This window comes from Aurantibrevibacter litoralis (genome assembly GCF_034651555.1).
GTDB lineage: Bacteria > Bacteroidota > Bacteroidia > Flavobacteriales > Flavobacteriaceae > Aurantibrevibacter > Aurantibrevibacter litoralis.
In genome coordinates this window covers 80,246-105,430 of sequence record NZ_JAYEEQ010000008.1, presented here as the reverse complement: position 1 = coordinate 105,430, position 25,185 = coordinate 80,246, and the positions used below count along the sequence as shown (strand labels likewise).

Genomic DNA, 25,185 nt, shown 5'->3' with positions numbered 1-25,185 from the left:
TTAAATTGATTTTAATTCTAGGATGTTAGGTACCCCATCAAAGGTGCCAAATAATTCATTCAATTTTTTTTCTCGAAATCGGAAAATTGTCTCCAGTTGTTTTTGTACAAGTAAATGATGCGCTAATGTTCCTAAAATTCCGAAAGGAAGTTTATAATCAATACGATCTTCCATTTCCACGCCACCCGCAATGGGTTTTATAAAATGTTTGTGATGCCATAAGGCATACGGTCCAAAGCGTTGCTCGTCTACAAAATACTCGCCCTCTTTTACATGGGTAATTTCGGTAACCCATCTGGTGGTATAGAAGGGAAAAGGCGATACGTTGTACTGAATAATCTGGCCGGGAAACATTTTTTTTGTGTCTTTTGACAAAATATGAAACCCCATGTGAGGTGGGGTAATTACAGACAAATTTTCGGGACTGGATAAAAAGTCCCACGCCTCATCCTGAGATATGGGCAGGGATTGTTTAGAATATAATTGATAAAGTGTCATAAAAAATGGAGTATGTGGCAAATATAAGATGATATTGTTGAATAAAAAATGAAAATTGTTAAACAAAATTAAACTTTTTGGGTAAGTTTAGCATGCTAGGTTTCGCTTTAAAGGTTTTTAGGTACACTTTAAGGCAAAAAATACAATTTCAAGCATTCTTTTTGTACTTTTCCTTAGAAAATGAAATCATGCTTTTCCGATATTTCTTTTTAGGATTTTTATTCTTTTCGCCTTTTTGCCGGGCTCAAGAAAATATTCGGGAAATAGGAGCGTTGCCCGATGAAGTACAAGAAACCTCAGGATTGCTCTTTTATAATGGGAAACTCATTACCCATAACGATTCCGGTAACACGGCACAACTCTTCGAAATAGATACACTTTCCCTAGAAATTACACGAACAGTAACCATAACGAATGCCGCTAACGTAGATTGGGAAGACTTGGCCCAGGATGAAAGCTATATATACATTGGCGATATTGGAAACAATAATGGCACCAGAACAGATTTAGGAATCTACAGGATTTTAAAAACTGATTATAATGCCTTGGATCGTGTCACCGCCGAAAGAATAGCCTTTACCTATGAAGATCAGTTGAGTTTTGACGCCAACCCCAACAACAACGACTGGGATGCCGAAGCGCTTTTTGTTTGGAATAACCAGCTCGTGGTGCTTACCAAACAATGGGTTTCTAATGGTACAAAAGCCTATGCCATGTCTACCGTACCCGGAACGTATACTGCAACTCAGGTGGGGAGTTTTGCTGCAGGGGGATTGGTCACAGGGGCTACCTACAATCCGAATATATCAGTTTTGTTTTTGGTAGGCTATACACGGTTTTTAGCGCCTTTTTTAGTTCGGATTGATGGGGTTTCGGCTACGGCTCTTTTTTCTGAAAATACGGCAAAAACGAACCTTAATTTAGGTTTTCTTCAGGCCGAGGGGATTGCTTTTGCCAATGAGAATAGCTACTTTTTTTCATCAGAAACGTTTTTGAATGCTAATCCCCCAATTACGTCTAAATCCCGTTTGTTCGCTTATTCACTTACCCAACTACATCAAAATGAACCACCTGAGATTGTGTTGCCTGAAGAATTGGTACCGGAGGAAAATGTACCGGAAGAGGACACTCCGGTAAACCCCGAACCGCAAGATCCTCCGGATGTGGAGAATACATCAGAAAAACAGGATGCGCTTAGGGTATATCGTAATTTTGGGTCGTCTGTACTTCATTATGAACTGCAAACCAGAAGCTCCGTTTTTGGAAGGGTCATTTTTGACACCACGGGGAAACTGGTACAACAAGGTATTAGCGCAGAGAAGTCGGCCAGCATCGATGTATCCATGCTCGAAAAATCGGTGTACTATCTCGCTTTTTACCTTCAGGGAAAAATAATTTCAAAACCATTTATTCTCAACTAAAAATTTAGTCCAATTCGCGATCATTTCTGTAGGATTTCCATTTTCTTATTTTGTATTTTTGTATTCGTAACAAAATCTATATAAAATGAAGAAAATTATGCTTTTATGTGGCATTTCTATTGTGAGTTTCGCAATGAATGCCCAAATTTTAACACCAGCACCCAGTCCTGCTTCAAAACTGATTCAGACCGTAGGATTAACAGAGGTAACGGTAGAGTATTCCCGTCCGGCTACACGAGGTAGAACCGTTTTTGGGGATTTAGTACCTTTTGATAAAGTATGGCGTACGGGTGCCAATGCCCGAACAAAAATCACGTTTAGTGAAGACGTTACCATTGGCGACCAAAGCCTAAAGGCAGGTACCTATGCTATTTTTACAATTCCGGGAAAGACTTCTTGGGATGTCCTATTTTACAGCGAATATGCAGGTGGTGGAGCTCCCGCCACTTTAGACGAAACTAAGGTTGCCGCAAGAACAACTGTCGAGGTACACAATTTGCCAATGCATGTAGAATCGTTTACCATTTCTTTGGATGATTTAACGGCAACCTCTGCCGTATTAGGTATCATGTGGGAAAAGACGTATGTTGGCGTATCGTTTAATGTGCCTACAGATGCCGCAGTATCTAAATCTATCGAGAAGGCGATGGCAGGCCCCGGTGCAGGAGAGTATTACAATGCGGCCGTATATTACTTAGAAGCCGGAAAAGATATTGCACAAGCCAAAACATGGATAGACAAAGCCATGTCGCTGACTGAAAAACCTGCATTTTGGCAGCTAAGACAACAGTCGCTTATTTACGCCAAAGCCGGTGATAAAAAAGGAGCTATTGAAATAGCAAAAAAGTCTTTGGCAGCTTCCGAGGAGGCAGGTAATGCAGACTACGTAAAAATGAATCGCGATTCGCTGCAAGAGTGGGGCGCAAAATAAGACCTAAAATCACAAAAGAAGAAGCCCGCATTAATGTGGGCTTTTTTTATGTGGCGACCACAGGCTTCTTTAAAATACGGTCAAATATCTCAAGAAGAAAGGCTAGTATAATGACTACCCCGCATCCAATGGCATTTAACCATAAATAGGACAACAGATCGGCATTGAAGATAAATATAACGATGGCTTGGGTAATTATAGCGGCTACAAAAACAGCATTGCCCTTAATAAACTTAAAGAAGAATGCGATGAGGAAAATGCCCAAAACATTGCCGTAAAATATAGAGCCAATAATATTTACCAATTGAATTAAATTATCGAACAAACTAGCAAATGAGGCAATAAGGATGGCTATGATACCCCATAGTAGCGTAAAAATCTTAGAAACGTTTACGTAGTGTTTTGGAGAGAACGAACCTTTTCTATTTCTTTTGTATAAGTCTAGTGCACTAATAGTACCCAACGCATTTAATTCTGAGGCGGTAGATGACATCGCCGCGGATAAAATTACCGCCAGCAACAACCCAATAAGTCCTTTGGGGAGGAAGTTTAGGATAAAGTGGATAAACACATAATCCTTATCATTGGTTTCTACAATAGAATTGGCTTTTCCAATAAGTGCTTTGGCTGCTGCTCTATTATTTTGATCTTTTTGATTAATGGCTATAATCTGTTCTTTTGCCGATACAATTGCGGTGTACTCTTTTAAATCTAGGGCAGAAGAAAATTTATTTTGCGCCATTACTTTTTCTACTTCCAATTCTCTATGTTTTTGTTCCAGCAAGTTGTAGTCGGAAGCGTAAGGGGTTTCTAGAATGGCGTTTGTAGCAGCCGGATTAAAATTTAAAGGTGATGGGTTGTATTGATAAAAAACAAAAACCATGACCCCTACCAAGAGTATAAAAAATTGCATCGGAATTTTAAGAATCGCATTAAAAATAAGCCCTAATTGACTTTCTCTGACCGATTTGCCCGATAAATAGCGCTGTACCTGACTTTGATCTGTTCCGAAGTAAGCGAGTGCTAAGAATAAGCCTCCGGTGATCCCACTCCAAAACGTATATCTGCTGCTGGTGTTGAAACTAAAATCGAGAATATTCAATTTATTGCTGGCTCCTGCCGTTTTTAGCGCCTTGGCAAAGGTTATATCCGAAGGTAAATAGCCAAGAATAAAGAAAAAGGCAATAAACATTCCGGTCATTATAATGAACATCTGCTGTTTTTGGGTTACGCTAACGGCGTTGGTGCCACCGGAAACGGTGTAAATGATCACTAAAACACCAATAATCACCACCAAAATACGAAGATCCCACCCTAATACGGCAGAAAGAATAATGGCAGGAGCAAAAATGGTGATACCGGCCGACAGTCCGCGTTGCAACAAAAATAATACGGCTGTGAGCGTCCGTGTTTTTAAATCGAACCTATTTTCTAAGAATTCATAGGCAGTATATACTTTAAGTTTGTGGTATATAGGAATAAAGATAACGCATATAATGATCATGGCTATAGGGAGTCCAAAGTAGAACTGCACAAAACCCATTCCATCATGAAAGGCTTGCCCCGGCGTTGATAAAAATGTTATAGCACTCGCTTGGGTGGCCATTACCGATAACCCAATGGTCCACCACTTGGTCTTATTATCTCCTAGTACATAGCTGTTTACGTCTTTGCTGCCTCTTGTTTTCCAAACCCCATAAATTACAATAAAAAGTAAGGTACAGCTTAGAATTGTCCAATCTAGTGCGCTCATCTTAACTAAATGCGGTCATCAAATAATAAAACACAATTATGTAGATGGCATTTAAAACCAGCACTAAGGTGTATTCTTTTTTCCAAGGTAATTTATCTAACATTTTATTACATTATAGGTTAGGGGGTAGGCTTGTTTTCTGGCAAAGACAGCAAATTCGTAAATAATTTATAGGCCCCCGGAACGCCTTCTGGTAATTCTCGAAAAAAACTTAGTGCCGTGTACACATAATTTCCTTTGCCGTATTTGGTCACTAGAATACTTCCATTTTCCTGAGATTCTCCGCTATCATGTATGGAAATAAGAGGGGTAAAACGTTCGTCCCATGTATTGGGCAAATACAATCCTCTTTCTTGTACCCAGCCGTCAAAATCTGACGGTATAATTTTATTGGGGTAATTTAGAGCTATATGATCCTTCGCTAACAGTTCTACGGGTGAATTTTCGTCCGTTACACGATTATTAGACAATTGTAAGTGGTACGGTGCAATGCCTTCAAACGAAAAGCCACTGCGTCCCACTACATTGTACTGTAACACCAAATTCCCTCCGTTTTTAACATACTCCAGCAGGTGTTTTTGCTTAAATTTTAATTCCGGAATTACATTGTAGGCTCTAATGCCTACCACCACGGCATCATACTGATCTAAACTACCTTCTTTAATGGCGTTCACATCCAGCCGATTTACATGGTATCCAATTTGTTCCAAACTAAGGGCAACTTTATCTTCCGCTCCCATAAGATAAGCTATATTGGCGCCATTTTTTTTAATATTGAGCCGTACTACTTTACTTTCGGAAGGTAATAGTATCGTTTGTTTGGGAATATGATCGTAGGTGATTTCTTCCAGACTTTGCGAATAGGTGTTACCGTTTATTGAAATCACAGGTACAATATACCCTTCACTCTCTGCCTCGGGAGGTAAAAGTTTGAAAACAACAGTGCGTTCTTCTCCTTTTTGCGAAATTACAAAGTCAATTTTATCGGGAGATGATGTCCAGTTTTTAGGCAGTTGAAGACGCACGGAACCCTCAAGATTTTTTTCCATGGCTTTAATGCGCACCGGGATTTCTTTAGCGTCCTTTGTAGCAAAAACAAAGACGTTTTCGTCGATATTGGCGGTTGCTTTTGGCAAAATTTCAAAGGATTGTACTATTTCACCTTTGTCCGGTTTCGCAAACCTGTAAATTACCGGTCTTTCTATACGTATTGCAACATCGTTTATCTCCAATTCAAAACCTGCAGTGAAAGCAGCCGGCGTTCTGGGCTTTCCTATCAAACTTTTATCGGTAACCTCAAAAATACCCAAATTGCCTTTTTTTTCTAACCAATACGGACTGGTATAAGGTTGATTTTTTGGGATGGGAATAGCGAGACTAAATAATTTTTTTTCATTCTCTGCCAAGGCAGTATTTATTGTTATGTTTTCCTTAGAGGGACGAACCTCAATATTTTTTAATGTGATAGGTTGATTGCTCCTGTTTACAGCTTCAAAATGGATTTTTACTTGGCTTCCGGGTGTTGCATAGGCTTCCGACGTATGGGCATCCAGATAAAGTCCGGCAGTAGCAACAATGAGTTCCTCTAATTCTTTGGACTTTAGCGATTTCCAATGGGTGTCCGTTATCTCTTGCAATAAGGCATAAGCGGCTACCAACTGCGGTACGTGTTTAGACGGATTAGAAAAATCAAAATTAGCTTCAATATCATATAAAATCTTCCCGATCGCTTCCCCGCCCTTAATTCGAGACCAGGTCGTATTTATACCTTCAAAAATATTGGTTTTATCGGCGGGCATATCGCCTTTCAGCAGCTCTACATATTCTGCCTCATTTCCCCGAGTAGTGAGTCGGCCAAATCCCTGACACAGGTGTTGGCTACTAGCCAAGGAAGCAATTTCATTGTTAGAAAGACCACGTATGGGATAATATACCCCAACATTCATTTCTAGTAGATTGGTTTTATCGGCCTCTTTAAATTTTTCTTCACTGCCATAAAACCACCATGAGGTGTTAAAAAATATACGTTTAGGTTGCCAGATTTCTGTTGAGGTTAGTTGTTCCGGATACACTTTGGGATCATTTGCCAAGTCAAAGGCCTCCAAGCTGAGCATGGCAGAAGAGGTATGGTGGCCGTGCGTGGTTCCCGGTGTCCTGTGGTCAAATCTATTGATTATAACATCGGGTTGTATCTCGCGGATGACACGTACCAAGTCGCCCAAAATAGCCTCTTTATTCCAAATTTTTAGGGTTTCTTCAGGGTGTTTAGAATACCCAAAATCAATAGCACGACTAAAAAATTGTTCGCCCCCATCAATACGTCGTGCGGCCAATAATTCTTGCGTTCTTAGGACGCCTAAAAGGGAACCCAATTCGGAACCAATTAAATTTTGACCTCCATCGCCCCGGGTTAGTGACATATAGGCTGTCCTTGCTTTTACTTCATTGGCTAGATAAGCAATTAACCGCGTATTTTCGTCATCGGGATGCGCTGCCACATAAAGCGCAGTGCCTAAGAAATTTAACTTTTGTAACGATGTATAGATCTCCGTTGAGGAGTTGCTCTTAGGAAGCTGTGCTAAAGCAACGGAAGTACATAAAAAAACCCATAGCCTTAAGGCATAAAAATACCGCATTTTTTATAGATTTAGATGGTTTTCAAATATAGAAAGATTAAGACCCGGAAGCGTATTTTTACAACTTCTTTAACAAACAAAGATTTTTTTAAGGGTACAGCTATTTTAATCCAGGTTATGAATTTTCGTAAGAGTACACGAGTGCTACTGCTTTTTGTAACATGAGGTTATTGGGGTAGGTGAGCAATTCACCATTGCTACTGCGCAAATGAATATGAAATGCCTTAATATCTTCAATGAGGAAAATTTCTTGGCTATCCGAGTCTTTAGAAAGCATGTCCTTGTCAAAAATTTTAACGCGGTCGCCAATCCGGAAGGGGAAAGAGAAAAATAAGATAACGCCGGCAGTAACATTGCTCAAAATAGACCATTGTGCAAAAAGGGCAACCCCAATTACGGCAAAAACAGAAGAAAATATAAGTCCTAAATCCTTGATGTTTACGCCCCAAATAAGGATGAGCGCTACAATACCAAGACTGGTAAGCCCCCCCGATACGTATTTTACAATAAGGCGCGTACGAACCCGATTAATATCTGTTAAGGCACCAACCCTGCGAATTGTTTTTGCGAAAATAAATTTTACAATCAACAGAACTACAATGGTAATGCCGCTACTTACCAGCTCTTTTTGGTATTCGGTTAAAAAATCCTCCATACATTATAAGCTTAAACTTTCTCGTAATATTTCATCACTGTTGGCATTTTGTTGCCAGTAGGGACTTTTTATTGTTTTCAGTTTTGTGGCCGTTGTGGTCATAGGGGTGGCCTTTGGGCCAAATCCACTTACAAAGGTTTCGGACCAACTTTCTATACCAAAGGGAAATTGCGACTGAAACGTAATGCTAAGACTTCGCTCCAATTCCGGATAGGTTAGGGTATACGTTGTAAGGGTATCTTCGGTAACCATATTAGCGGTAGCGGTATACGCCTTAAGTTCTTTGTGTCGTAATCGTAAAAATTCTAAGGACGGGATTATTTGTAACGAACCCGTGGGTAAATCATTAGGGTCTATTCTAATCTTGTTCCAAAGTTCGTTTTCTAAAATATTTTTATCTAGAGTAAGGTGTTGATCTCCTTCACTTTCAAAGTATGAATAGGAATTAATTTCAAATTTATCCTTATTGTTGATTTGTGCAAAGACATGGCCGCACCATTCCTGAACGGTATTGGTTACTTTAAGCGCATGCCCATTATCGTGTACGGGATAAAAACTACTAGTCATTATAGAGTAGGGGTAGATACCGGTAAGAAAATTTTTAGTAAAATTTAGTTTTAAGACCGGAATATTGTCGGAGTGGTGTGCATCGGCCTTTACCTGTTTTTCAGCCAAAAAGGGTTCGGTTACATACACCAAAACCGAAGTACCTTCACGTAGTTCTCCGTACCGTGCTTGTTTTAGTTCATACGATGTGATTTCGGCATCACCTGCATACCAATAGGCTTTAAAGGGTTGGGAAAGTTCTTTTTTAGGCAGCGCTTCTGAAGTTTTTTTTGCCGAATTATCCGCAATTTTAGTCGCAGCCGTTTTAGAGGAATCGGCACAAGAAGTAAAACACAAACCGCCTAAAATTAGGGTATAAATGATTTTGAAGCTATGATTCATGCGTATATTTTTAGGTTAAACATTTTTTTAATTTTCTAAAAAGCAAGGTATGATGATTGATCCTTAGGGGGCTGTCGGCTTCCCGCATTATGCTGTGCAAAATTATCTAAAAAGCATCAGGCAACCATGCGCATTAACGTTTTATATACCAAATGCGTAGGCAGCCCCACCACATTGCTATAGGATCCCTCAATTTTCTCAATCCCAATAAGACCTATCCAGTCCTGAATACCATAACCGCCGGCTTTGTCTAAGGGTGGTTGTAGGTTGCAATAAAATAAAATTTCTTCTTCCGAAAGTTCCTTAAATTTCACTTTGGTAGTTTCGTTTACCAAAATTTGTTTTTTGGTGGTTGTAAAACATACCGAAGTAATTACCTCATGCCAATCGCCAGATAATATCTTTAGCATGGCTATGGCATTTTCTGTATTTTTTGGTTTTCCAAGTGCTGTATTTCGATGCCAAACTACGGTGTCCGAAGTGATTATAATTTCGCGATCCTTTAGGGTTGGCAAAAGCGCATTTGCTTTTAATTTTGCCAAATAATCGGCTATTTCGTGCCCTTTTAAATCGGAGGGGTACACTTCTTCTACAGGGAAGGTTCGCACTTCAAAGTCCAGATGCAATTGGCTTAAAAATTCTTGTCTTCGCGGGGAGCCAGAGCCCAAGACAATTTTATACTCCTTAAGCGTTGATTTCCACATAAGTCTTACGCATTTTGGGCATCGAAATTAGCATCCCAATCTCCTCGCACTTTAAGTACTTGTTCTATGACATCGCGCACACAACCTTTACCGCCATTTTTGTGCGATATGTATTTTGAAATAGCCTTAACCTCGGGTACAGCGTTTTGCGGGCAGGTGGGTAACGCCACCAAACGCATAGGCGGAATGTCGGGAATATCATCGCCCATGTAAAGTACCTGTTGTGGATCTATACGGTATACATCTAAGTATTCCTTTAAGGGTGCTTCCTTGTGGTGTGCGCCTAAGTAAATATCGGTTACCCCAAGACCTCGCAAACGTTCTTTAACACCTTCATTGGTGCCGCCCGAAATAATGCACACCTGATATCCTTTTTGGATCGCCGTCTTCAGCGCATAGCCATCTTTGACGCTCATTTTGCGTAGCATTTCACCATTTGTGGTAATTAAAATAGAGCCATCAGTAAATACGCCGTCCACATCAAAAACAAAAGTGGTGATATTTTTTAAATAGGATTTATAACTTTTTTCCATGGGTATTTTCAATTGATTGGCTTAATAAAATATACATTTCTTTACGATTTTTTTGTTGCAATTGCCGCTGGTGTCGCTGCAATGTTTTTGTATCTCCACGTTTGGCAGGACCTGTTTGCGCTTCAAAAGGAGATAGACTTTCTATTTTTTTAGCGGTTTCCATAATTAAAGGTCGTAGCAGATCAAAAGATAATCCTTGCGCAACACAGATTTCTTGGCCAATGAGGTAAAGGTGATTGGTAAAATTATTAACAAATACAGCGGCCAAATGCAAAGCCTGTCGCTGTGGCGTAGAAATGTGATGTACCGACCTAGAAAGCGACATGGCCAAGCGTTTTAAAAGGGTGAAATCCGCCTCATCCTCGGTTTCTAAGCATATAGGTACCGATTGAAAATCTAAAGCACGTCCCTTTGTGAATGTTTGCAGCAGATAAAAGGAGGCTTTTCTACTGTGTGGAGGCAAAACAGCTAGGGGAGCACTTCCCGAGGTATGGGCTATAAGAGCATTGTGTTTCGTTATGTTTTTGGCCACCTTAGCGATGGCATCATCCGAAACGGCTACAATATACAAATCGGCAGACACTATTTCCTGCAGGTTGTTGGTAATTGATACCGCTCCGGAAAGATGAGCTATTTTTTCTATCGACCTATTGTAGTACTGCAGTACACTACATTCTTTACTTTTTTGAAGTGCATCGAACAAATGAAGCGCCAAATTTCCTCCGCCAAGTAGAACCACCGTAATCATGCCACTAAAGTAAGTATATATTTTGGCTTCTTAAATTATCCTGTTGTGCGGGGACATTTTTTTTTGATTTAGCGCTAGAACGTTATGTCGGCATACAGCACCTTAAACCTTAATTTTGCAAACGAAGTGCTTACGGCATGGGTTTTTTAAGAGGAACGTTGCCCAAATGTTAATATGGCTTAAATTCTTTACAAATATCCTATTTTTGCAACTGAAAAATACCTCCCTCTAATGCTAGAACAAATAAAAAAGATTCTTTTTTCGACCAGATTAACCGCCGTTCTTTTTATCGTCTTTGCTACGGCCATGGCTTTCGGAACTTTTATTGAAAGCTGGTACAGCACAGATACAGCTCGGATTTGGATTTATAACACCACGTGGTTCGAGGCTATTATGGCTTTTTTCGTAATTAACTTTGCGGGAAATATTTTTCGGTATAGACTGTTGCGCAAAGAAAAATGGCCTGTTCTTTTGTTGCATTTGTCTTGGGTGTTAATTATTGTGGGCGCTTTTATTACCCGATACATTAGTTTTGAAGGGATGATGCCCATACGAGAGGGAAATACAGAAAGTGTGTTTTATTCCGAAAAGACGTTTTTAACTGCGCATGTCGATGGTGAAATTAATGGGGAAGCAAGACGAAAGATTTTGGAAGATCCTATCATTGTTACTCCCGAGGCGCTAAAGTCGAGTCTCCCCTGGAAAAGCGATTACAACGGTCAGGATTTTAGTATAAAATATGTCGATTTTATAAAAGGGGCACAAGAAGGATTGATACCCGATGAACAAGGACAAACCTATCTAAAAATCGTGGAGGCCGGAGATGGCAATCGCCACGATCATTACCTGGAAGATGGAGAAATTGCCAGCATTCACAATGTGCTTTTCGCATTAAATAAGGCCACCGAAGGGGCTATAAATATCTATACCACAGATACCACCTATGCCATACAAACACCATTTAATGGTAGTTTTTTACGTATGGCAGATCAGTTTCAGGGAGCGGTAAGTGCCGATTCTATTCAGCCCCTACAGTTACGGTCGCTATACAGTATTGCCGGGATGCAATTTGTAATCCCCGAACCTGTAGTAAAGGGTTCTTACGGGGTTGTAGCCGTGCCAAAAAACGAAATTACACCCGCAACTCAGGATGCTTTGGTACTCGAAATTTCGTCAAAAGGTGAAAAGGTTCAACGCAAAATTTTAGGCGCAAGGGGAACCGCTAATTTTTCGGATAAATTTAATGTCGGCGGATTGGATTTTTCATTTAGTTATGGCTCCAAGGTATATAAATTACCATTTGCCATTACCCTGAACGATTTTATTGCCGAAAAATACCCCGGCACAGAAAAGGGATATGCCTCCTTTATGAGCCGGATAACCGTACAGGATGAGCGACCATTTGATTATGATATTTATATGAACCATGTATTGGATCATAAAGGATATCGCTTTTTTCAGGCCACTTTTGATCCCGATGAAAAGGGAACCGGACTATCTGTGAATCACGATTTTTGGGGCACATGGGTTACCTATATTGGGTATTTTTTGTTATATCTTGGACTTATGGGTATTATGTTTTTCGGAAAAACCCGTTTCAAAGATTTGGCCACTTCTTTGGATAAATTAAAAACAAAAAAAGCGGCACTTTTGGGGCTGTTGTTTTTAGGGTTTACCGGTCAGAATATAGCGCAGGACAATCATGGGCATCAGGAGCCTCCTTCGCAACAACAAGTAGACTCATTGCTGCGTACCTTAATTGTATCCAAAGAACATGCCGCCGAATTTGGAAAATTAATTGTTCAGGATGAGGGTGGCCGTATGAAGCCCATGAACACTTTTGCTTCAGAGTTGTTGCGAAAACTAAGCCTAAAAGATACGTATAAGGAGTATGATGCCGATCAGATTTTCCTTTCCATGATGCAAAATCCGGTACTATGGTACAATACGGAATTTATAATGCTGGATAAAAAGGGGCAAAACGATAGCATACGCCATATACTAAATGTTCCGCTGGATAAAATATATGTGAAAGCTACCGATTTTTTTGATGATCAAGGCCAATACAAACTAGCACCCTACCTCCAAAAGGCCTATGCGACCAATACGCCGAGCAAATTTGAAAAGGATTTTAAAGATGCAGATTTGCGTTTGGCGTTGCTAGACAGGGCACTAAGCGGTGATATTGTAAAGATTTTTCCATTGTTGAACGATGAAAATAACAAATGGATTTCTGCACTGGAGTACCGTTCGGGTACTTATGTTATTCAGGATTCGCTGTACAGCAATTTTGTAAAAAATGCGATTCCGTATTATTTAATGACGCTTCAGAAAGCCAATGAAACAGGAGATTATTCCGAAGCTTCTAAATTGTTGGCAGCTTTTAAGCAAAATCAGTACAATCACGGAAAAGAAGTAATGCCCAGCGATCGTAAAATAGAAGCTGAAGTGGTATATAATAAGGTAGATATTTTCAATAAATTATATAAATATTATGCCTTGGTTGGGGTGTTGATGTTCTTTTTGGTCGTCTTTCAGATTTTTAAAGATCGAAAAGTCTTACGGTATGGCATCTTAGGATTTAAATTCGTCATTGTACTTTTCTTTATCTTACACACAGCCGGACTCATAGCCCGATGGTATATCTCCGGACATGCCCCCTGGAGTGACGCCTACGAAAGTATTTTATATGTATCTTGGGCTACCATGGGGATGGGATTGTTGTTCAGTAAAAAAAGTGACATGACCATCGCCGCATCGGCTTTTGTAACCTCAATGTTGTTGTGGATTGCCCATCAGAGCTGGGTAGATCCTTCTATAGCCAATCTCCAACCTGTACTGGATAGTTATTGGTTAATGATTCACGTAGCGGTTATCGTAGGCAGCTACGGCCCATTGACCGTAGGAATGATTTTGGGGGTGGTGTCGCTCATTCTTATAATTCTGACCAATAAGAATAATAAAGCCAAAATGGACATCAATCTTAAGGAACTGACCATTATTAATGAGTTGTCTTTAACGGTTGGCCTTGTAATGCTTACCATTGGTAACTTTTTAGGGGGTCAGTGGGCCAACGAAAGTTGGGGGCGCTACTGGGGATGGGATCCCAAAGAAACCTGGGCCTTAATTTCCATTATGGTGTATGCCTTTGTGGTTCATATGCGATTAATACCGGGACTTCGAGGACGGTGGACGTTTAACTTTATGAGTATTGTGGCTTTTGCCAGTATTATGATGACCTATTTTGGGGTTAATTTCTATTTGGCAGGGTTGCACAGTTATGCCAGCGGTGCCCAAGTAATAACACCAAGTTTTATTTGGTACACGGTGTTTGGTGTTTTTGTGTTAGGAGCAATAAGCTATTGGCGCTATCGGGTAAATTACACAAAATAAGAGCGCTTAGGTGCTATCGTTGGTAGGTCTATTAATGGTATTTACAGAGCCTTTTGGGATTAGGTTTACGTAAAATATTTTTTAAATTTCAGTTTTAGAAAGAACCATCATGAAAAGGAAAATAGGCTTATTTGTTTTTGCGACAGTATTCCTTTTTAGTGGATGGATTGTGAGTGCACAGGAAAAAGTTGTCATAGCTGCTGCTTCTGATTTAAAATTTGCCCTTGATTCCGTTATTTCGGTTTATCAGAAAGTAGAACCCACGAGCACTGTACAAGTCATCTATGGTTCTTCGGGGAAATTTTTTGAACAAATTCAACATGGTGCCCCGTTCGATATTTATTTTTCTGCGGATAAAAGTTACCCTCAAAAATTGCAGCAAGATGGCTTTACGGCCTCGGAAGTAAAAATTTATGGAATTGGAAGAATCGTTATTTGGAGCAAGAAGATAGATCCCAACAAAGACAAAATGAACAGCTTCCTGAATCCAGAAATAAAGAAAATTGCCATTGCTAATCCTGAGCATGCGCCATATGGAGCAAGAGCCAAAGAGAGCATGGAGTTTTATACTTTGTATGAGCGGGTAAAATCGAAGTTTGTCTTTGGTGAAAATATTGCGCAAACAGCTCAGTTTGTGCAATTAGGTGCGGCAGACATTGGTATTGTAGCCTTGTCCTTGGCCTTGTCGCCCACATTGAAAAAAAGTGGAGGGATGTATTATCTTATTCCGGAAACCAGTCATTTGCCCTTGGAACAAGGCTATGTAATCTTAAAGCCGGGCAAGGATAAGCCCTTAGCACATCATTTTTATGACTTTGTGGCATCTCAAATGGCAATTGCTATTTTAACTCATTTTGGTTTCACACAGCTGGGAAATGAATAGACTGGTAGGAACCATTACGGCACTACAAACCAACGACACCTTGTCTTTGGTTAACATGGCGGTAGACGAATTTGTATTTACGACCATTGTAATCGACACTCCGGAAACGGTGCCGTATCTAGAAATTGGAAAGAAAGTAGCACTGTTTTTTAAGGAAACCGAAGTGATTCTGGCTACCCGTGACATTTTGGAGCTAAGCATTCAAAATAAGATTCCGGGAAAAATCAGTGCACTAAAAGAGGGGAAACTTCTAAGCGAGGTTACGATCGATATCGGAAAACACAAATTGAAATCGGTTATAACAACTGCCGCCACCCAGCAACTTAAATTAAAAGTAAATGATGTGGTTTGGGCACTTATAAAAACGAACGAAATAAGCATTGCCTCAAATGATTGATCTAGGTCCGTTATGGCTTACGGCAAAGTTGGCGTTAATTACTACCGCCATCCTATTAGTTATTGCTATTCCGTTGAGTTATTGGTTGGCGTATAGCAAATTCAAATTTAAGGCCGCCGTAGAAGCGGCGGTTAGCCTTCCTTTGGTACTGCCACCCACGGTTTTGGGATTCTATTTATTGGTGGCTTTTAGTCCCGAAAATGCACTCGGTACTTTTTTAGATACCTATTTTAATTTACGGTTGGTTTTTACCTTTGAAGGGCTCATTATTGCTTCCATTTTGTACAGCTTGCCTTTTATGGTGCATCCTATTCAATCCGGATTAAAAAACCTTCCTGTGTCATTAAAAGAAGCATCCTTAACGCTTGGAAAATCGCCCTTTACCACCCTAACAAAAATTTTGTTACCCAATATCAAATCTTCCATTTTAACCGGTATCGTCTTAACCTTTGCACACACTATCGGAGAGTTTGGAGTGGTTTTAATGATTGGAGGCAGTATTCCCGATGAAACAAGGGTAGTTGCCATTGCCATCTACGATGAAGTACAAGCCATGAATTATGGTACCGCAAATTTTTATGCAGGTATTTTGTTTGGATTTACTTTTTTTACGTTGTTAGGGGTATATCTTATCAACAATTCATTTCACAAGACCAATCCGTTGCATGATTAAGTTCGCAGCCTATAAAATGTTGCAGACGGCGGAAGGGAAGCTTCCGCTAGACCTTACTTTTGAACTGCAAAAGGGTCAATTTTTGGCACTTTACGGAAGTTCCGGAGCGGGAAAAACAACCTTACTTCGAATCTTAGCCGGACTTACTACGGCAGAAAATGCAGTCATTGAAGTGGATGAGGCCATGTGGGACAATACAGCCAAAAAAGTGCATTTGCCCATTCAAAAACGATCCATTGGCTTTGTTTTTCAGGACTTTGCCTTATTTCCTAATTTGACTGTAAAGGAAAATTTGGACTTTGCCAAGCAAAAAGGAGATACCACAGCTATTGTTGATGAATTATTGGTACTTATGGAACTACAATCCCTTCAACACAGCAAACCCGAACATTTATCCGGAGGACAAAGGCAGCGGGTTGCATTGGCAAGAGCCATTGTCCGAAAACCTAAAATTCTATTATTAGATGAGCCTTTGTCCGCATTAGATGACCAGATGCGACATAGACTTCAGGAATATATTTTAAAAATTCATCGCAAGTATCAATTGACAACCATTTTGGTTAGTCATCATCTGCCCGAAATTTTCAAACTTGCAGATCGGGTTATGGTATTGGAAAAGGGCAAGGTGATAAAGGAAGGAAGTCCGGAACATGTTTTTTCGTCTGATGCCATCAGCAGTAAATTTAAACTTAGTGGAGAAATTGTAGCCATTCAAAAAAGCGATGTGGTCTATTGTATTAGCGTGCTTATGGGCAATGCGATCGTTAAAGTAATTGCTACTTCAACGGAAGCCGAAAAGTTTTCGATTGGCCAAAAAGTGATGGTAGCCTCCAAGGCATTTAATCCTATGATTTTTGAAATTTAAACGGTGTACACAAACGTAGTCGTCGCGAAATAGAAGGAGCGATTAAAACGTTTTACATCGGATTTCCGTACCTTTGATTTTCAATCTAAAGATTCCTCGACCCTTGGGTCGGGGTTTCCTATTTACCGCTCCTTTGGAGAGGTCGGAACTGTCTTTTTGCAGTTCCGGGTGAGGTGAAATACAAAATTTCGGTTTTTGGCCCAAAGGCCAAAATGAAACTGGCGAAACCCGTACTGAGCGCAGTAGAAGTATACCCCTATGGCTTGCCTCGGGGATAGTCAGTTTCAAGAAATTTTTTATGGATAGGGATACGTTTCCCGTATTTTTTTAACTTTATTGCAAGATGAATTCAAAAAAAATAGGTCTTAACACCATTTGCACCCACACTGGGGAATTGGAAGATACGTTGTTTAAGGGGGTGGTTTCTCCTTTATTTATGAGTACAGCGTATGACTATGAAGATGTAGCTATAAAGCGGTATCCTAGGTACTTTAATACGCCCAATCAGGTTGCGCTTTCAAAAAAAATTGCCGCCTTAGAACATGCCGAGGCTGCCATGATCTTCGGTAGCGGTATGGCGGCTATAAGCACGGCTCTTATGGCATTTTTAAAGGCGGGAGACCACGTGGTATTACAGCAAACTTTATATGGCGGCACCTATAATTTGGTAACTGAAGAGTTTAATAAATTTGGAATTTCTTATTCCTTTACCGAAGGCTGGGAGGTTGCCGATTTTAAAGGTAAAATTCAAGACAATACCAAAGTAATTTATATAGAAACACCCTCCAATCCATTGTTGACTATTACAGATTTGAGTGCGGTGGCCGAACTGGCCAAAAAGTATGGTATCATTACGATGATCGATAATACTTTTGCCAGTCCGGTAAACCAAAACCCGATTGATTTTGGTATTGATGTGGTGCTACACAGCGCAACAAAATACATGGGTGGACATTCCGATATTTTAGCGGGTGTGGTGGCTTCATCGGAAGCTTATATGGAGCGTATTTTTCATTTGGCTAAGAATTTTGGTGGAAGCCTTAGCGATTACACCGTGTGGTTACTAGAGCGAAGTATTAAAACCATGGGCATTCGGGTGCGAGCGCAAAATGAAAATGCGCTTAAAATGGCGCATTATCTGTACGCACATCCCGATATCACTGCGGTACACTATCCGGGATTACCTTCGCACCCCGGGCATAGGTTGGCAGCATCGCAAATGAAAGGATTTGGTGGGATGCTATCATTTGAATTAAAGGACAGTATAGATGCATCAAAGTTTCCAAAAGCCTTAAAATTAATAAAACCTGCCATGAGTTTGGCAGGGGTAGAAAGTACGGTGGTGTCACCAACATTAACATCTCATTCCTTGCTCAGTGCGGCCGAAAGGGAGCGTCAAGAAATTAAGGATGGTCTTATCCGTTTCTCAGTAGGTATAGAGGAAATAGAAGACCTAATTGCAGATATAGCACAGGCCATAGAAAAAATAAAGCAAATCAATACGGTTGCTTTAGATTAGTACCTAACCAATGCAATCGACATGTTCAAAATAGGATGTACTACTGCGCGCCAGTTGACGGGCACTCCGGGCAATACACATTTTAATCATCGAAGGGCATATCCAATTGTAGAAAAACAATAATAATAAGCACGTGAAATTAGATATTTTAGTATTCGGATCGCACCCGGATGATGCGGAACTAGGTGCCGGGGCAACCATTGCAAAAGAAGTAGCCAACGGCAAAAAGGTGGGCATAATTGATCTTACCAGAGGCGAATTGGGAACGAGAGGTTCTGCCGAATTAAGAGCTAAAGAAGCAGCTGCAGCGGCCAGAATATTGGGACTAAGCGCACGGGAGAATCTTGAATTTGCCGACGGTTTTTTTACAAACGATAGGGAGCACCAATTAAAGATTATTCAAGTTTTAAGAAAATACCGTCCGGAAATTGTGCTTTGTAATGCCGTGGATGACCGGCATATAGATCATGCCAAGGGGAGTAAACTCGTTAGTGATGCCTGTTTTTTAAGTGGGTTGGTAAAAATTGATACCAAAGCCGAGGGCGATGACCAATGGCAAGAAGTTTGGCGGCCCAAAGTGGTGTATCACTATATTCAATGGAAGGACTTAAAACCGGATTTTGTTGTAGATGTTAGTGCCTTTATTGAGAAAAAAACAGAAGCCATTTTGGCGTATAGCTCTCAGTTTTATGACCCTAAAAGCGATGCGCCGCAAACACCCATCAGCAGTAAAAATTTTATTGACAGCATCAATTACAGGGCGCGAGATTTAGGTAGATTGGTAGGGGTAGATTACGCCGAAGGCTTTACAGTAGAACGATACGTAGTCGTAAATCGTTTAGGCGATCTTATTTAACCTGCCTTCTGATACTTTTTTTGAGCCATGGGTACCGTAAAATAAAAACAGCTTCCTTTTTGCGGTGCGCTTTTTACCCAAATTCTGCCTCCGTTTTTTTCTACCATTTCTTTGCATAAGCCCAAGCCTAAACCGGTTCCTTTTTCATTGTTGGTACCATAGGTAGTAATATTAGAATCTTTAGAGAAAATATGCTGTTGTACATCATAAGTAATACCTACACCAGAATCCCTTACAGCAACTTCCCAATAGTGGTCTACTTCACAGGCATTAATTAGTATAGTTCCGCCGGTGGGGGTAAATTTTAAGGCGTTGCTGATCAGGTTGCGAATTACAATATCGATCTGATTGGCGTCGGACCATGTGAGTGTATTTTCCGGTATAGTATTCTTGATTTTAATCGATTTTTCTTTGGCTATTTCTGCCAACAGATTGATGTTGTCTCTGGTTAAAACTTCTAAGGCGGTTACAGACGGTTTAGTCACAGATCCTTTCATTTGACTTTGGCCCCAAGAGAGTAAATTGTTTAGGGTAAACGAAATATGGTCTACATCTTTGGTCAGTTTGGGCATAAAATCTAAAAACTCATCTTTTGCTATCTCACCGTCTTTAAATAACTTTAGCAACCCTTTTAAGGCACCGATAGGACCGCGCAAGTCATGAGCAATAATAGAAAAAAGTTTGTCTTTGGTTTCATTAATTTCTTTGAGTTCTTGTTCGTTTTTTTGCAGATCTTCTGTTTTTGCTTGTAGGGCTATGTTCAATTTTTTTTGAACCTTCTGATTACGGTATACCAAAAGGGCTACCAAAATAACAATAAGTAACATGACCAAAGACGCCTTAATATAACCTTGCTGTTTGGCTAAGGCTTTTTCATTTTCTAGAATGAGCTGCTCTTGTTGCCTGTCGTGCGCTATTTTGGTCTTAAACATAGACAGACTTTTGCTGTTTTCAGTACGGGCAAGGGTATCGGCTAATTTTTGATAGAGTTCATGGTAATAAAGCGCCGTAGCATAGTCTTCTTTGTTTTTATTTATTTTATACAGCGTCTTAGAACACTTACGTATGCCTTCTAAAAATAGTATTTTAGTAGATATTTCAAATGCTTCAAGGGCGTAACCCTCGGAGATACTGTCTTTTTTAAGCCCAAAATACGCTTCGGACAGACCGTTCAGTAAATCAATTTTACCACGCTCGTCGTCTATTTTTTGGTGCAACATTTCGCTTTGCTTATACCAATGTAACGCCCAGGTATATTTTTCTTGATTGACATATATTTTCCCCTTTACTTCATAAGCAAAAGCCAACCAATCCATGATGTGAAATTTTTCAAAAGTGCTAATACTGGAATTGATATTGAACATGGCGTAGTCATGATTATTCATCTGGGTGTACACCGAAGCTAAATTGGCCATAGATTTTGCACTATTTATAGGATCGCCAATTTGCTCATTAATTTTTTTTACTTTTTTATAGAATTCCAACGCCTGTACAAAATCCTTTTGGGAAGCATATAAACCGCCTATATTCTCGTACATAATAGACAGCATTAGCTTATGATCTACTTTTTCAGCCAATTCAATTCCATCCAAATAGCCGGAAAGGGCTTTGGCATAATCCCCGTTGTACCCATATTCACCCGATAAATTATTCTGAATGCGTAACTGCAAATTAGGATTAGAGAGCTCTTTTGCATGTTCTATAGCTTCGAGATAATGCGAGATGGCTTGTTCTCTATCCCCTCTATCAGAATGGTAATCGCCCAACCGAAGTAGCGCCATACTCTCGCCTCTGGGATAGGTTGCAGCTTTACTGTACTTTAGAACTTCTAAAGCCAGTAATCGTAAGCTGTCGGAATTATAATAGCGCATCTCTGCCGATAACTTATTCAATAAATCGATAAAGGTGGTGTCTTTGGTAGAAAATGCAGGTTGATGCTTGTAGGCGGTAATTTGCAATTTGAGGCTATCACGTAGATTTCGTTGCCCCATTCCTATAGTAGCAAATCCCACTAGAAGAAAAAGCAAGCATATCCCGGTTTTTACATTTCGGTAATCGGTACTAAAAAAAACGGGATTGCGGTGCATCAGCAACTAAATTATAAGCTTTAAAATTAATCAGCGTACGCCTACTGGGGGAATTTATGTTGTGAAATGCGTATTTTTGTGTGTTTCATCCTATAAATCATGTATTTTGTCGATAAATTATACGTCACGCACAATGATTTTGAAATTACAAACAGGCGCTGTATTTCTTTTTACTAAAAATATCGCAGGTTTTATTTTGAAAGATGGCGTAAAAAAAATTACCTTTGCCACCGCTAATAAATGGTGGTTGTAGCTCAGTTGGTTAGAGCGCTAGATTGTGGTTCTAGAGGTCGCCGGTTCGAGACCGGTCTTCCACCCTGGCAGAAAGTTCCCAAAAATATTGGGAACTTTTTTTTATGTCCATATTTGATTGAGGAGCGCAGGTCTAGAAGCCTGTCCTGAGACCTGAGTGATCGGGGTCGAAGGAAGACCGGTCTTCCACCCTGACAGAAAGTTCCCAAAAATATTGAGAACTTTTTTATGTCCAGATTGGATTGAGAAGCGCAGGTCGAGAAGCCTGTCCCATCGTGCGACTCTGCAATTCATAGCCCATGGTTTAAACCATGGGCTATGGGAAAATTACAAATACCACAAATCGCTTTACCAAAGCCTTCTCCCTGAACAGACTGAAGGTAGAGATCTGTTGGTAATATAAAAACAAAAAAACCTTGCGAGGACACAAGGCTTCTTTGAAAGTAGGTGTGCGTTATTCTGATTTATCTACGATGAGCCGTTTTTCTCGATTGGCAATTTCCCAAGCAGTATAAAAAATGAGTCGGGTTCGGTTTTCCAAGAGATCGTAGTTTATTTTGTCCGGCGTATCTCCCGGTCTGTGATAATCATCATGCGTCCCATTAAAATAAAAGATCACGGGAATATTATTTTTGGCAAAATTATAATGGTCACTTCTGTAATAAAAACGGTTTGGATCATTTACATCATTGTAGGTGTAGTCGAGTTCTATTTTGGTGTGTATTTTATTTACTTCTTCAGACAATTCATGCAACTCGGTACTCAACTTATCCGAACCAATTAAGTAAATGTAGTTTCTTTCCCCTTTTCGCTTCGGATCTATACGCCCAATCATATCAATATTAAGATTGGCAACGGTTTGTTCTAGCGGAAAAATAGGAGCGATATCCGTATAATACTGCGATCCTAACAGTCCTTTTTCTTCTCCGGTAACATGCAGAAAAACGACAGATCTTTTAGGGCCATATCCTGCATCGGCAGCTTTTTTAAAGGCTTCGGCAATTTCCAGCAAGGCCACTGTACCGGAGCCATCGTCATCTGCGCCATTATTGATATCGCCATTATTGCTAATGCCAATATGATCTAAATGGGACGAAATGACCACATATTCTTCAGGGAGCTCAGAACCTTTTAAAAAAGCAACCACATTTTCGGACTGTACATCGTCATTATTGCTTTCTAAGTGCGTCTCCAAAGCAAGCGGTATCTCCTTGGGGGAATGATCTGTGTCTATGGCTGGAAACATTGTTTTGGCCAAGGAACCTGCTACAAAAAAATAGGCAAAATCAGAGTTTTCATCATTTTTAAGACTCATTCTGTCCTGATTTTGAGTACTCATCATCTCAAATCTACTTTTAAATCGGTTATAGTTTTCGGCATCGTAGTAGATCATGCCTTTAGCACCTTTGCCACTCACCACCTCTAGTCGCTTACCAATAGATTCTGATGGATTACTCCAAACAGATTTTTCGTTTGTTCCGGTTACCGTATACGTGCCATCGCTGTTTACGGGTTCGCCTAATTTTACCAATACCATTTTACCCTCAAGATCGAGACCAGCGTAATCCGAATAATTTTCATCTTCTATCCCGTACCCGGCATAAACGATACTACTATAGGTATCTTTTGCAGGTAAAAAACCAATAAAATCATCCCCGATAGGGAACTCTTCACCATTTATTTTTAAAAATCCTGTGGGGAGTTTGGTTATGGTTAAAGGTACATCCTGAAAATAGTCACCATTCTGTTGGGCAGCAGGAACTCCTAATCTTTGGTATACGGCCTTTAGAAACTCGACCGCTTTTTTCTGTCCTGGCTTTCCGGTTTCCCGTCCTTCAAATTCGTCCGAGGCATAGGTGTATAAATAATCTTTTAATTCGGCTTCCGTAATGCTCTCCGCAAAAGTGATTGAAGAAATTGAATTGATGGGATTTTTTACAATCTCATCAACCGTTTTTTGGGAGGAATTACAGCCTATAACCAGCCCAACTAGAAGTATTATTTTTTTCATTCGTTTGTGTTATAAATTTCAAAAGTGTTCAAAAATAGTAAAAACAAAGTGATTGGTGTTTTTACATGCTTTAAATACTGCTTTTTTTTACTCGAAATACTTGTTTTTGTGTCCCATACCCCAACAAAATAGACCCATACGCCGGTGTTTCTTAAACATAAATTCAGTATGCTCAATAAGAACAACCCCCTAAATAATTTGTTCACGTTCAGGAGCGCCTGGTCTTTTATTTAGGTCTCTGGGCTGTTTTTTTATCGTATTGCAAAAGGTGTAAAAACGCATACGAGAACGAAAACAGTCCACTAGAGGCTTATCTTAAACATAAAACAAAGTACTACATTTGTAGAAACAAAGTGGTATTCATGACAATGTGCAAAAAACGTCTCCCAGTACTACGCAAAGCTAAATTTTAAGCAAATGACCATACAATGGAAGGGTGTTATGCCCGCTGTAACTACAAAATTTAAAGAGGATGACACCTTAGATTTAAAAATGTTTGGCACCAATATTCAGGCACAGTTAGAAGCGGGTGTCCACGGTATTATTTTGGGAGGAACTTTGGGAGAGGCCAGTACCTTATCCGACGATGAAAAGAAAACCCTGATTCAAGAAACTGTTGGTATGGTAAACGGCAAGGTGCCTGTAATCATCAATATTGCCGAACAATCAACCAAGGGCGCAGTAATTACAGCCAATAAGGCAGAAAAATATGGAGCTTCCGGATTAATGATGCTTCCCCCAATGCGCTACAAAGCTACAGATTTTGAAACAGTTACCTATTTTAAGGAAGTGGCAAAAAACACAGATTTGCCCATAATGATTTACAATAATCCCATTGATTATAAAATTGAGGTGACACTAGATATGTTCGAAGAAATTTTGGAACACAAAAACATACAAGCCGTAAAAGAATCTACCAGAGACACGACTAATATTACTCGAATTCGTAACAGATTTGGAGATAGACTCCACATTCTATGCGGGGTAGATACCTTGGCACTAGAGAGTTTACTCGTTGGAGCAGACGGATGGGTAGCCGGATTGGTATGTGCTTTCCCTGAGGAAACTGTAGCTATATATAAATTGGCAAAGGCTGGAAGAATTCAGGAAGCCTTGGACATATATCGTTGGTTTATGCCATTATTGGAATTGGATATTAGTCCGCAATTGGTGCAAAATATAAAATTGGCTGAGTTAGCCACCGGAATAGGAACTGAAAATGTAAGGGCTCCGCGATTACCCCTGCAGGGAACAGAACGTATCCGGGTTCAGAATATAATAGATGCAGCTCTTAAAAATAGACCTACACTTCCTGATTATAAAGTGTTAGGTTAGTTTTAAAGAAAATTGTTTTTAACAACTTCAAGACTAATTCCGTTCAAAAGCTAGTGTTTGCCAAAGGATTTGTATTTTTGAAAATAA

20 protein-coding genes and 1 tRNA gene are annotated in these 25,185 nt (G+C 39.9%); 11 read left to right on the top strand and 10 right to left on the bottom strand.

Annotated features, from left to right (window positions below):
- Positions 1 to 498, bottom strand: coding sequence for an SRPBCC family protein (locus U1E44_RS08865; protein WP_322930714.1), 498 nt, complete (start codon positions 496 to 498; stop codon positions 1 to 3).
- A gap of 188 nt (positions 499 to 686) precedes the next feature.
- Between U1E44_RS08865 and U1E44_RS08860 the strand changes: the two genes are divergently transcribed.
- Together U1E44_RS08860 and U1E44_RS08855 are read left to right on the top strand one after the other, a co-directional pair.
- Positions 687 to 1,919 carry a hypothetical protein gene (locus U1E44_RS08860; RefSeq protein WP_322930713.1) on the top strand — a complete coding sequence of 411 codons (1,233 nt, stop codon included), beginning with the start codon at positions 687 to 689 and terminating at the stop codon, positions 1,917 to 1,919.
- Between the two features lie 85 nt (positions 1,920 to 2,004).
- On the top strand, positions 2,005 to 2,850 hold the full coding sequence (locus U1E44_RS08855; protein WP_322930712.1) for a DUF2911 domain-containing protein: 846 nt from the start codon (positions 2,005 to 2,007) through the stop codon (positions 2,848 to 2,850).
- Between the two features lie 46 nt (positions 2,851 to 2,896).
- On the opposite strand, the gene U1E44_RS08850 is transcribed toward U1E44_RS08855, so the two are convergent.
- The 7 genes from U1E44_RS08850 to U1E44_RS08820 form a co-directional block, all read right to left on the bottom strand.
- Entirely contained in the window at positions 2,897 to 4,603 is a 1,707-nt protein-coding gene (locus tag U1E44_RS08850) for a sodium:solute symporter family protein (RefSeq protein ID WP_322930711.1), read from the bottom strand.
- Positions 4,604 to 4,722: 119 nt separating this feature from the next.
- Complete coding sequence (locus U1E44_RS08845; protein WP_322930710.1) at positions 4,723 to 7,239, bottom strand: PIG-L family deacetylase; 2,517 nt, start codon at positions 7,237 to 7,239, stop codon at positions 4,723 to 4,725.
- A 115-nt stretch (positions 7,240 to 7,354) separates the two neighbouring features.
- A complete protein-coding gene (locus U1E44_RS08840; protein WP_322930709.1) occupies positions 7,355 to 7,894 on the bottom strand; it encodes a mechanosensitive ion channel domain-containing protein in 540 nt (179 codons plus the stop codon).
- Positions 7,895 to 7,897: 3 nt separating this feature from the next.
- Complete coding sequence (locus tag U1E44_RS08835; RefSeq protein WP_322930708.1) at positions 7,898 to 8,842, bottom strand: hypothetical protein; 945 nt, start codon at positions 8,840 to 8,842, stop codon at positions 7,898 to 7,900.
- A 116-nt stretch (positions 8,843 to 8,958) separates the two neighbouring features.
- Positions 8,959 to 9,546: a Maf-like protein gene (locus U1E44_RS08830; RefSeq protein WP_322930707.1), complete on the bottom strand. Its 588-nt coding sequence runs from the start codon at positions 9,544 to 9,546 to the stop codon at positions 8,959 to 8,961.
- Between the two features lie 5 nt (positions 9,547 to 9,551).
- Complete coding sequence (locus U1E44_RS08825) at positions 9,552 to 10,079, bottom strand: KdsC family phosphatase (protein ID WP_322930706.1); 528 nt, start codon at positions 10,077 to 10,079, stop codon at positions 9,552 to 9,554.
- Positions 10,063 to 10,827, bottom strand: coding sequence for a Rossmann-like and DUF2520 domain-containing protein (locus U1E44_RS08820; protein WP_322930705.1), 765 nt, complete (start codon positions 10,825 to 10,827; stop codon positions 10,063 to 10,065). The genes U1E44_RS08825 and U1E44_RS08820 overlap by 17 nt, the downstream gene beginning before the upstream one ends.
- Positions 10,828 to 11,058: 231 nt before the next feature.
- Between U1E44_RS08820 and U1E44_RS08815 the strand changes: the two genes are divergently transcribed.
- From U1E44_RS08815 to bshB1, 7 genes are all read left to right on the top strand, one after another.
- Entirely contained in the window at positions 11,059 to 14,220 is a 3,162-nt protein-coding gene (locus tag U1E44_RS08815; RefSeq protein ID WP_322930704.1) for a cytochrome c biogenesis protein CcsA, read from the top strand.
- Between the two features lie 109 nt (positions 14,221 to 14,329).
- The gene (gene modA, locus U1E44_RS08810) at positions 14,330 to 15,103 is read left to right on the top strand and encodes a molybdate ABC transporter substrate-binding protein (protein ID WP_322930703.1); all 774 of its coding nucleotides are present in this window, start codon (positions 14,330 to 14,332) and stop codon (positions 15,101 to 15,103) included.
- The gene (locus U1E44_RS08805) at positions 15,096 to 15,500 is read left to right on the top strand and encodes a TOBE domain-containing protein (protein WP_322930702.1); all 405 of its coding nucleotides are present in this window, start codon (positions 15,096 to 15,098) and stop codon (positions 15,498 to 15,500) included. The genes modA and U1E44_RS08805 overlap by 8 nt, the downstream gene beginning before the upstream one ends.
- Positions 15,493 to 16,173 carry a molybdate ABC transporter permease subunit gene (modB, locus tag U1E44_RS08800; protein ID WP_322930701.1) on the top strand — a complete coding sequence of 227 codons (681 nt, stop codon included), beginning with the start codon at positions 15,493 to 15,495 and terminating at the stop codon, positions 16,171 to 16,173. The genes U1E44_RS08805 and modB overlap by 8 nt, the downstream gene beginning before the upstream one ends.
- Positions 16,166 to 17,038, top strand: a complete 873-nt coding sequence (locus U1E44_RS08795; RefSeq protein ID WP_322930700.1) for an ABC transporter ATP-binding protein — start codon at positions 16,166 to 16,168, stop codon at positions 17,036 to 17,038. Before modB ends, U1E44_RS08795 begins: the two co-directional genes overlap by 8 nt.
- 343 nt (positions 17,039 to 17,381) lie before the next feature.
- Complete coding sequence (locus tag U1E44_RS08790; RefSeq protein WP_322930699.1) at positions 17,382 to 18,557, top strand: trans-sulfuration enzyme family protein; 1,176 nt, start codon at positions 17,382 to 17,384, stop codon at positions 18,555 to 18,557.
- A gap of 133 nt (positions 18,558 to 18,690) precedes the next feature.
- Positions 18,691 to 19,413, top strand: coding sequence for a bacillithiol biosynthesis deacetylase BshB1 (gene bshB1 / locus U1E44_RS08785; protein ID WP_322930698.1), 723 nt, complete (start codon positions 18,691 to 18,693; stop codon positions 19,411 to 19,413).
- Here bshB1 and U1E44_RS08780 read toward each other — a convergent pair.
- On the bottom strand, positions 19,410 to 21,440 hold the full coding sequence (locus U1E44_RS08780) for a tetratricopeptide repeat-containing sensor histidine kinase (RefSeq protein ID WP_322930697.1): 2,031 nt from the start codon (positions 21,438 to 21,440) through the stop codon (positions 19,410 to 19,412). The two genes, bshB1 and U1E44_RS08780, sit on opposite strands and share 4 nt — an antisense overlap.
- Positions 21,441 to 21,742: 302 nt before the next feature.
- Here U1E44_RS08780 and U1E44_RS08775 point away from each other — a divergent pair.
- A tRNA-His gene (locus tag U1E44_RS08775) sits at positions 21,743 to 21,818 on the top strand.
- Between the two features lie 388 nt (positions 21,819 to 22,206).
- Here U1E44_RS08775 and U1E44_RS08770 read toward each other — a convergent pair.
- Positions 22,207 to 23,763 (bottom strand): M28 family peptidase, encoded by a 1,557-nt coding sequence (locus tag U1E44_RS08770; RefSeq protein WP_322930696.1) that lies wholly within the window; start codon positions 23,761 to 23,763, stop codon positions 22,207 to 22,209.
- 417 nt (positions 23,764 to 24,180) lie between these two features.
- On the opposite strand from U1E44_RS08770, the gene U1E44_RS08765 reads away from it, so the two are divergent.
- Positions 24,181 to 25,098, top strand: a complete 918-nt coding sequence (locus tag U1E44_RS08765) for a dihydrodipicolinate synthase family protein (protein ID WP_322930695.1) — start codon at positions 24,181 to 24,183, stop codon at positions 25,096 to 25,098.
- The last annotated feature ends 87 nt before the right edge of the window (positions 25,099 to 25,185 follow it).

Bases quoted from the DNA above. Each gene is read 5' to 3' on its own strand.
- U1E44_RS08790 (WP_322930699.1), top strand. From the start codon at position 17,382: ATGAATTCAAAAAAAATAGGTCTTAACACCATTTGCACCCACACTGGG.
- U1E44_RS08795 (WP_322930700.1), top strand. From the start codon at position 16,166: ATGATTAAGTTCGCAGCCTATAAAATGTTGCAGACGGCGGAAGGGAAG.
- U1E44_RS08820 (WP_322930705.1), bottom strand. From the start codon at position 10,827: ATGATTACGGTGGTTCTACTTGGCGGAGGAAATTTGGCGCTTCATTTG.
- modA (WP_322930703.1), top strand. From the start codon at position 14,330: ATGAAAAGGAAAATAGGCTTATTTGTTTTTGCGACAGTATTCCTTTTT.
- U1E44_RS08830 (WP_322930707.1), bottom strand. From the start codon at position 9,546: ATGTGGAAATCAACGCTTAAGGAGTATAAAATTGTCTTGGGCTCTGGC.
- U1E44_RS08865 (WP_322930714.1), bottom strand. From the start codon at position 498: ATGACACTTTATCAATTATATTCTAAACAATCCCTGCCCATATCTCAG.
- U1E44_RS08765 (WP_322930695.1), top strand. From the start codon at position 24,181: ATGACCATACAATGGAAGGGTGTTATGCCCGCTGTAACTACAAAATTT.
- U1E44_RS08835 (WP_322930708.1), bottom strand. From the start codon at position 8,842: ATGAATCATAGCTTCAAAATCATTTATACCCTAATTTTAGGCGGTTTG.
- U1E44_RS08770 (WP_322930696.1), bottom strand. From the start codon at position 23,763: ATGAAAAAAATAATACTTCTAGTTGGGCTGGTTATAGGCTGTAATTCC.
- U1E44_RS08860 (WP_322930713.1), top strand. From the start codon at position 687: ATGCTTTTCCGATATTTCTTTTTAGGATTTTTATTCTTTTCGCCTTTT.
- U1E44_RS08815 (WP_322930704.1), top strand. From the start codon at position 11,059: ATGCTAGAACAAATAAAAAAGATTCTTTTTTCGACCAGATTAACCGCC.
- U1E44_RS08855 (WP_322930712.1), top strand. From the start codon at position 2,005: ATGAAGAAAATTATGCTTTTATGTGGCATTTCTATTGTGAGTTTCGCA.
- U1E44_RS08805 (WP_322930702.1), top strand. From the start codon at position 15,096: ATGAATAGACTGGTAGGAACCATTACGGCACTACAAACCAACGACACC.
- U1E44_RS08850 (WP_322930711.1), bottom strand. From the start codon at position 4,603: ATGAGCGCACTAGATTGGACAATTCTAAGCTGTACCTTACTTTTTATT.
- U1E44_RS08840 (WP_322930709.1), bottom strand. From the start codon at position 7,894: ATGGAGGATTTTTTAACCGAATACCAAAAAGAGCTGGTAAGTAGCGGC.
- U1E44_RS08845 (WP_322930710.1), bottom strand. From the start codon at position 7,239: ATGCGGTATTTTTATGCCTTAAGGCTATGGGTTTTTTTATGTACTTCC.
- modB (WP_322930701.1), top strand. From the start codon at position 15,493: ATGATTGATCTAGGTCCGTTATGGCTTACGGCAAAGTTGGCGTTAATT.
- U1E44_RS08825 (WP_322930706.1), bottom strand. From the start codon at position 10,079: ATGGAAAAAAGTTATAAATCCTATTTAAAAAATATCACCACTTTTGTT.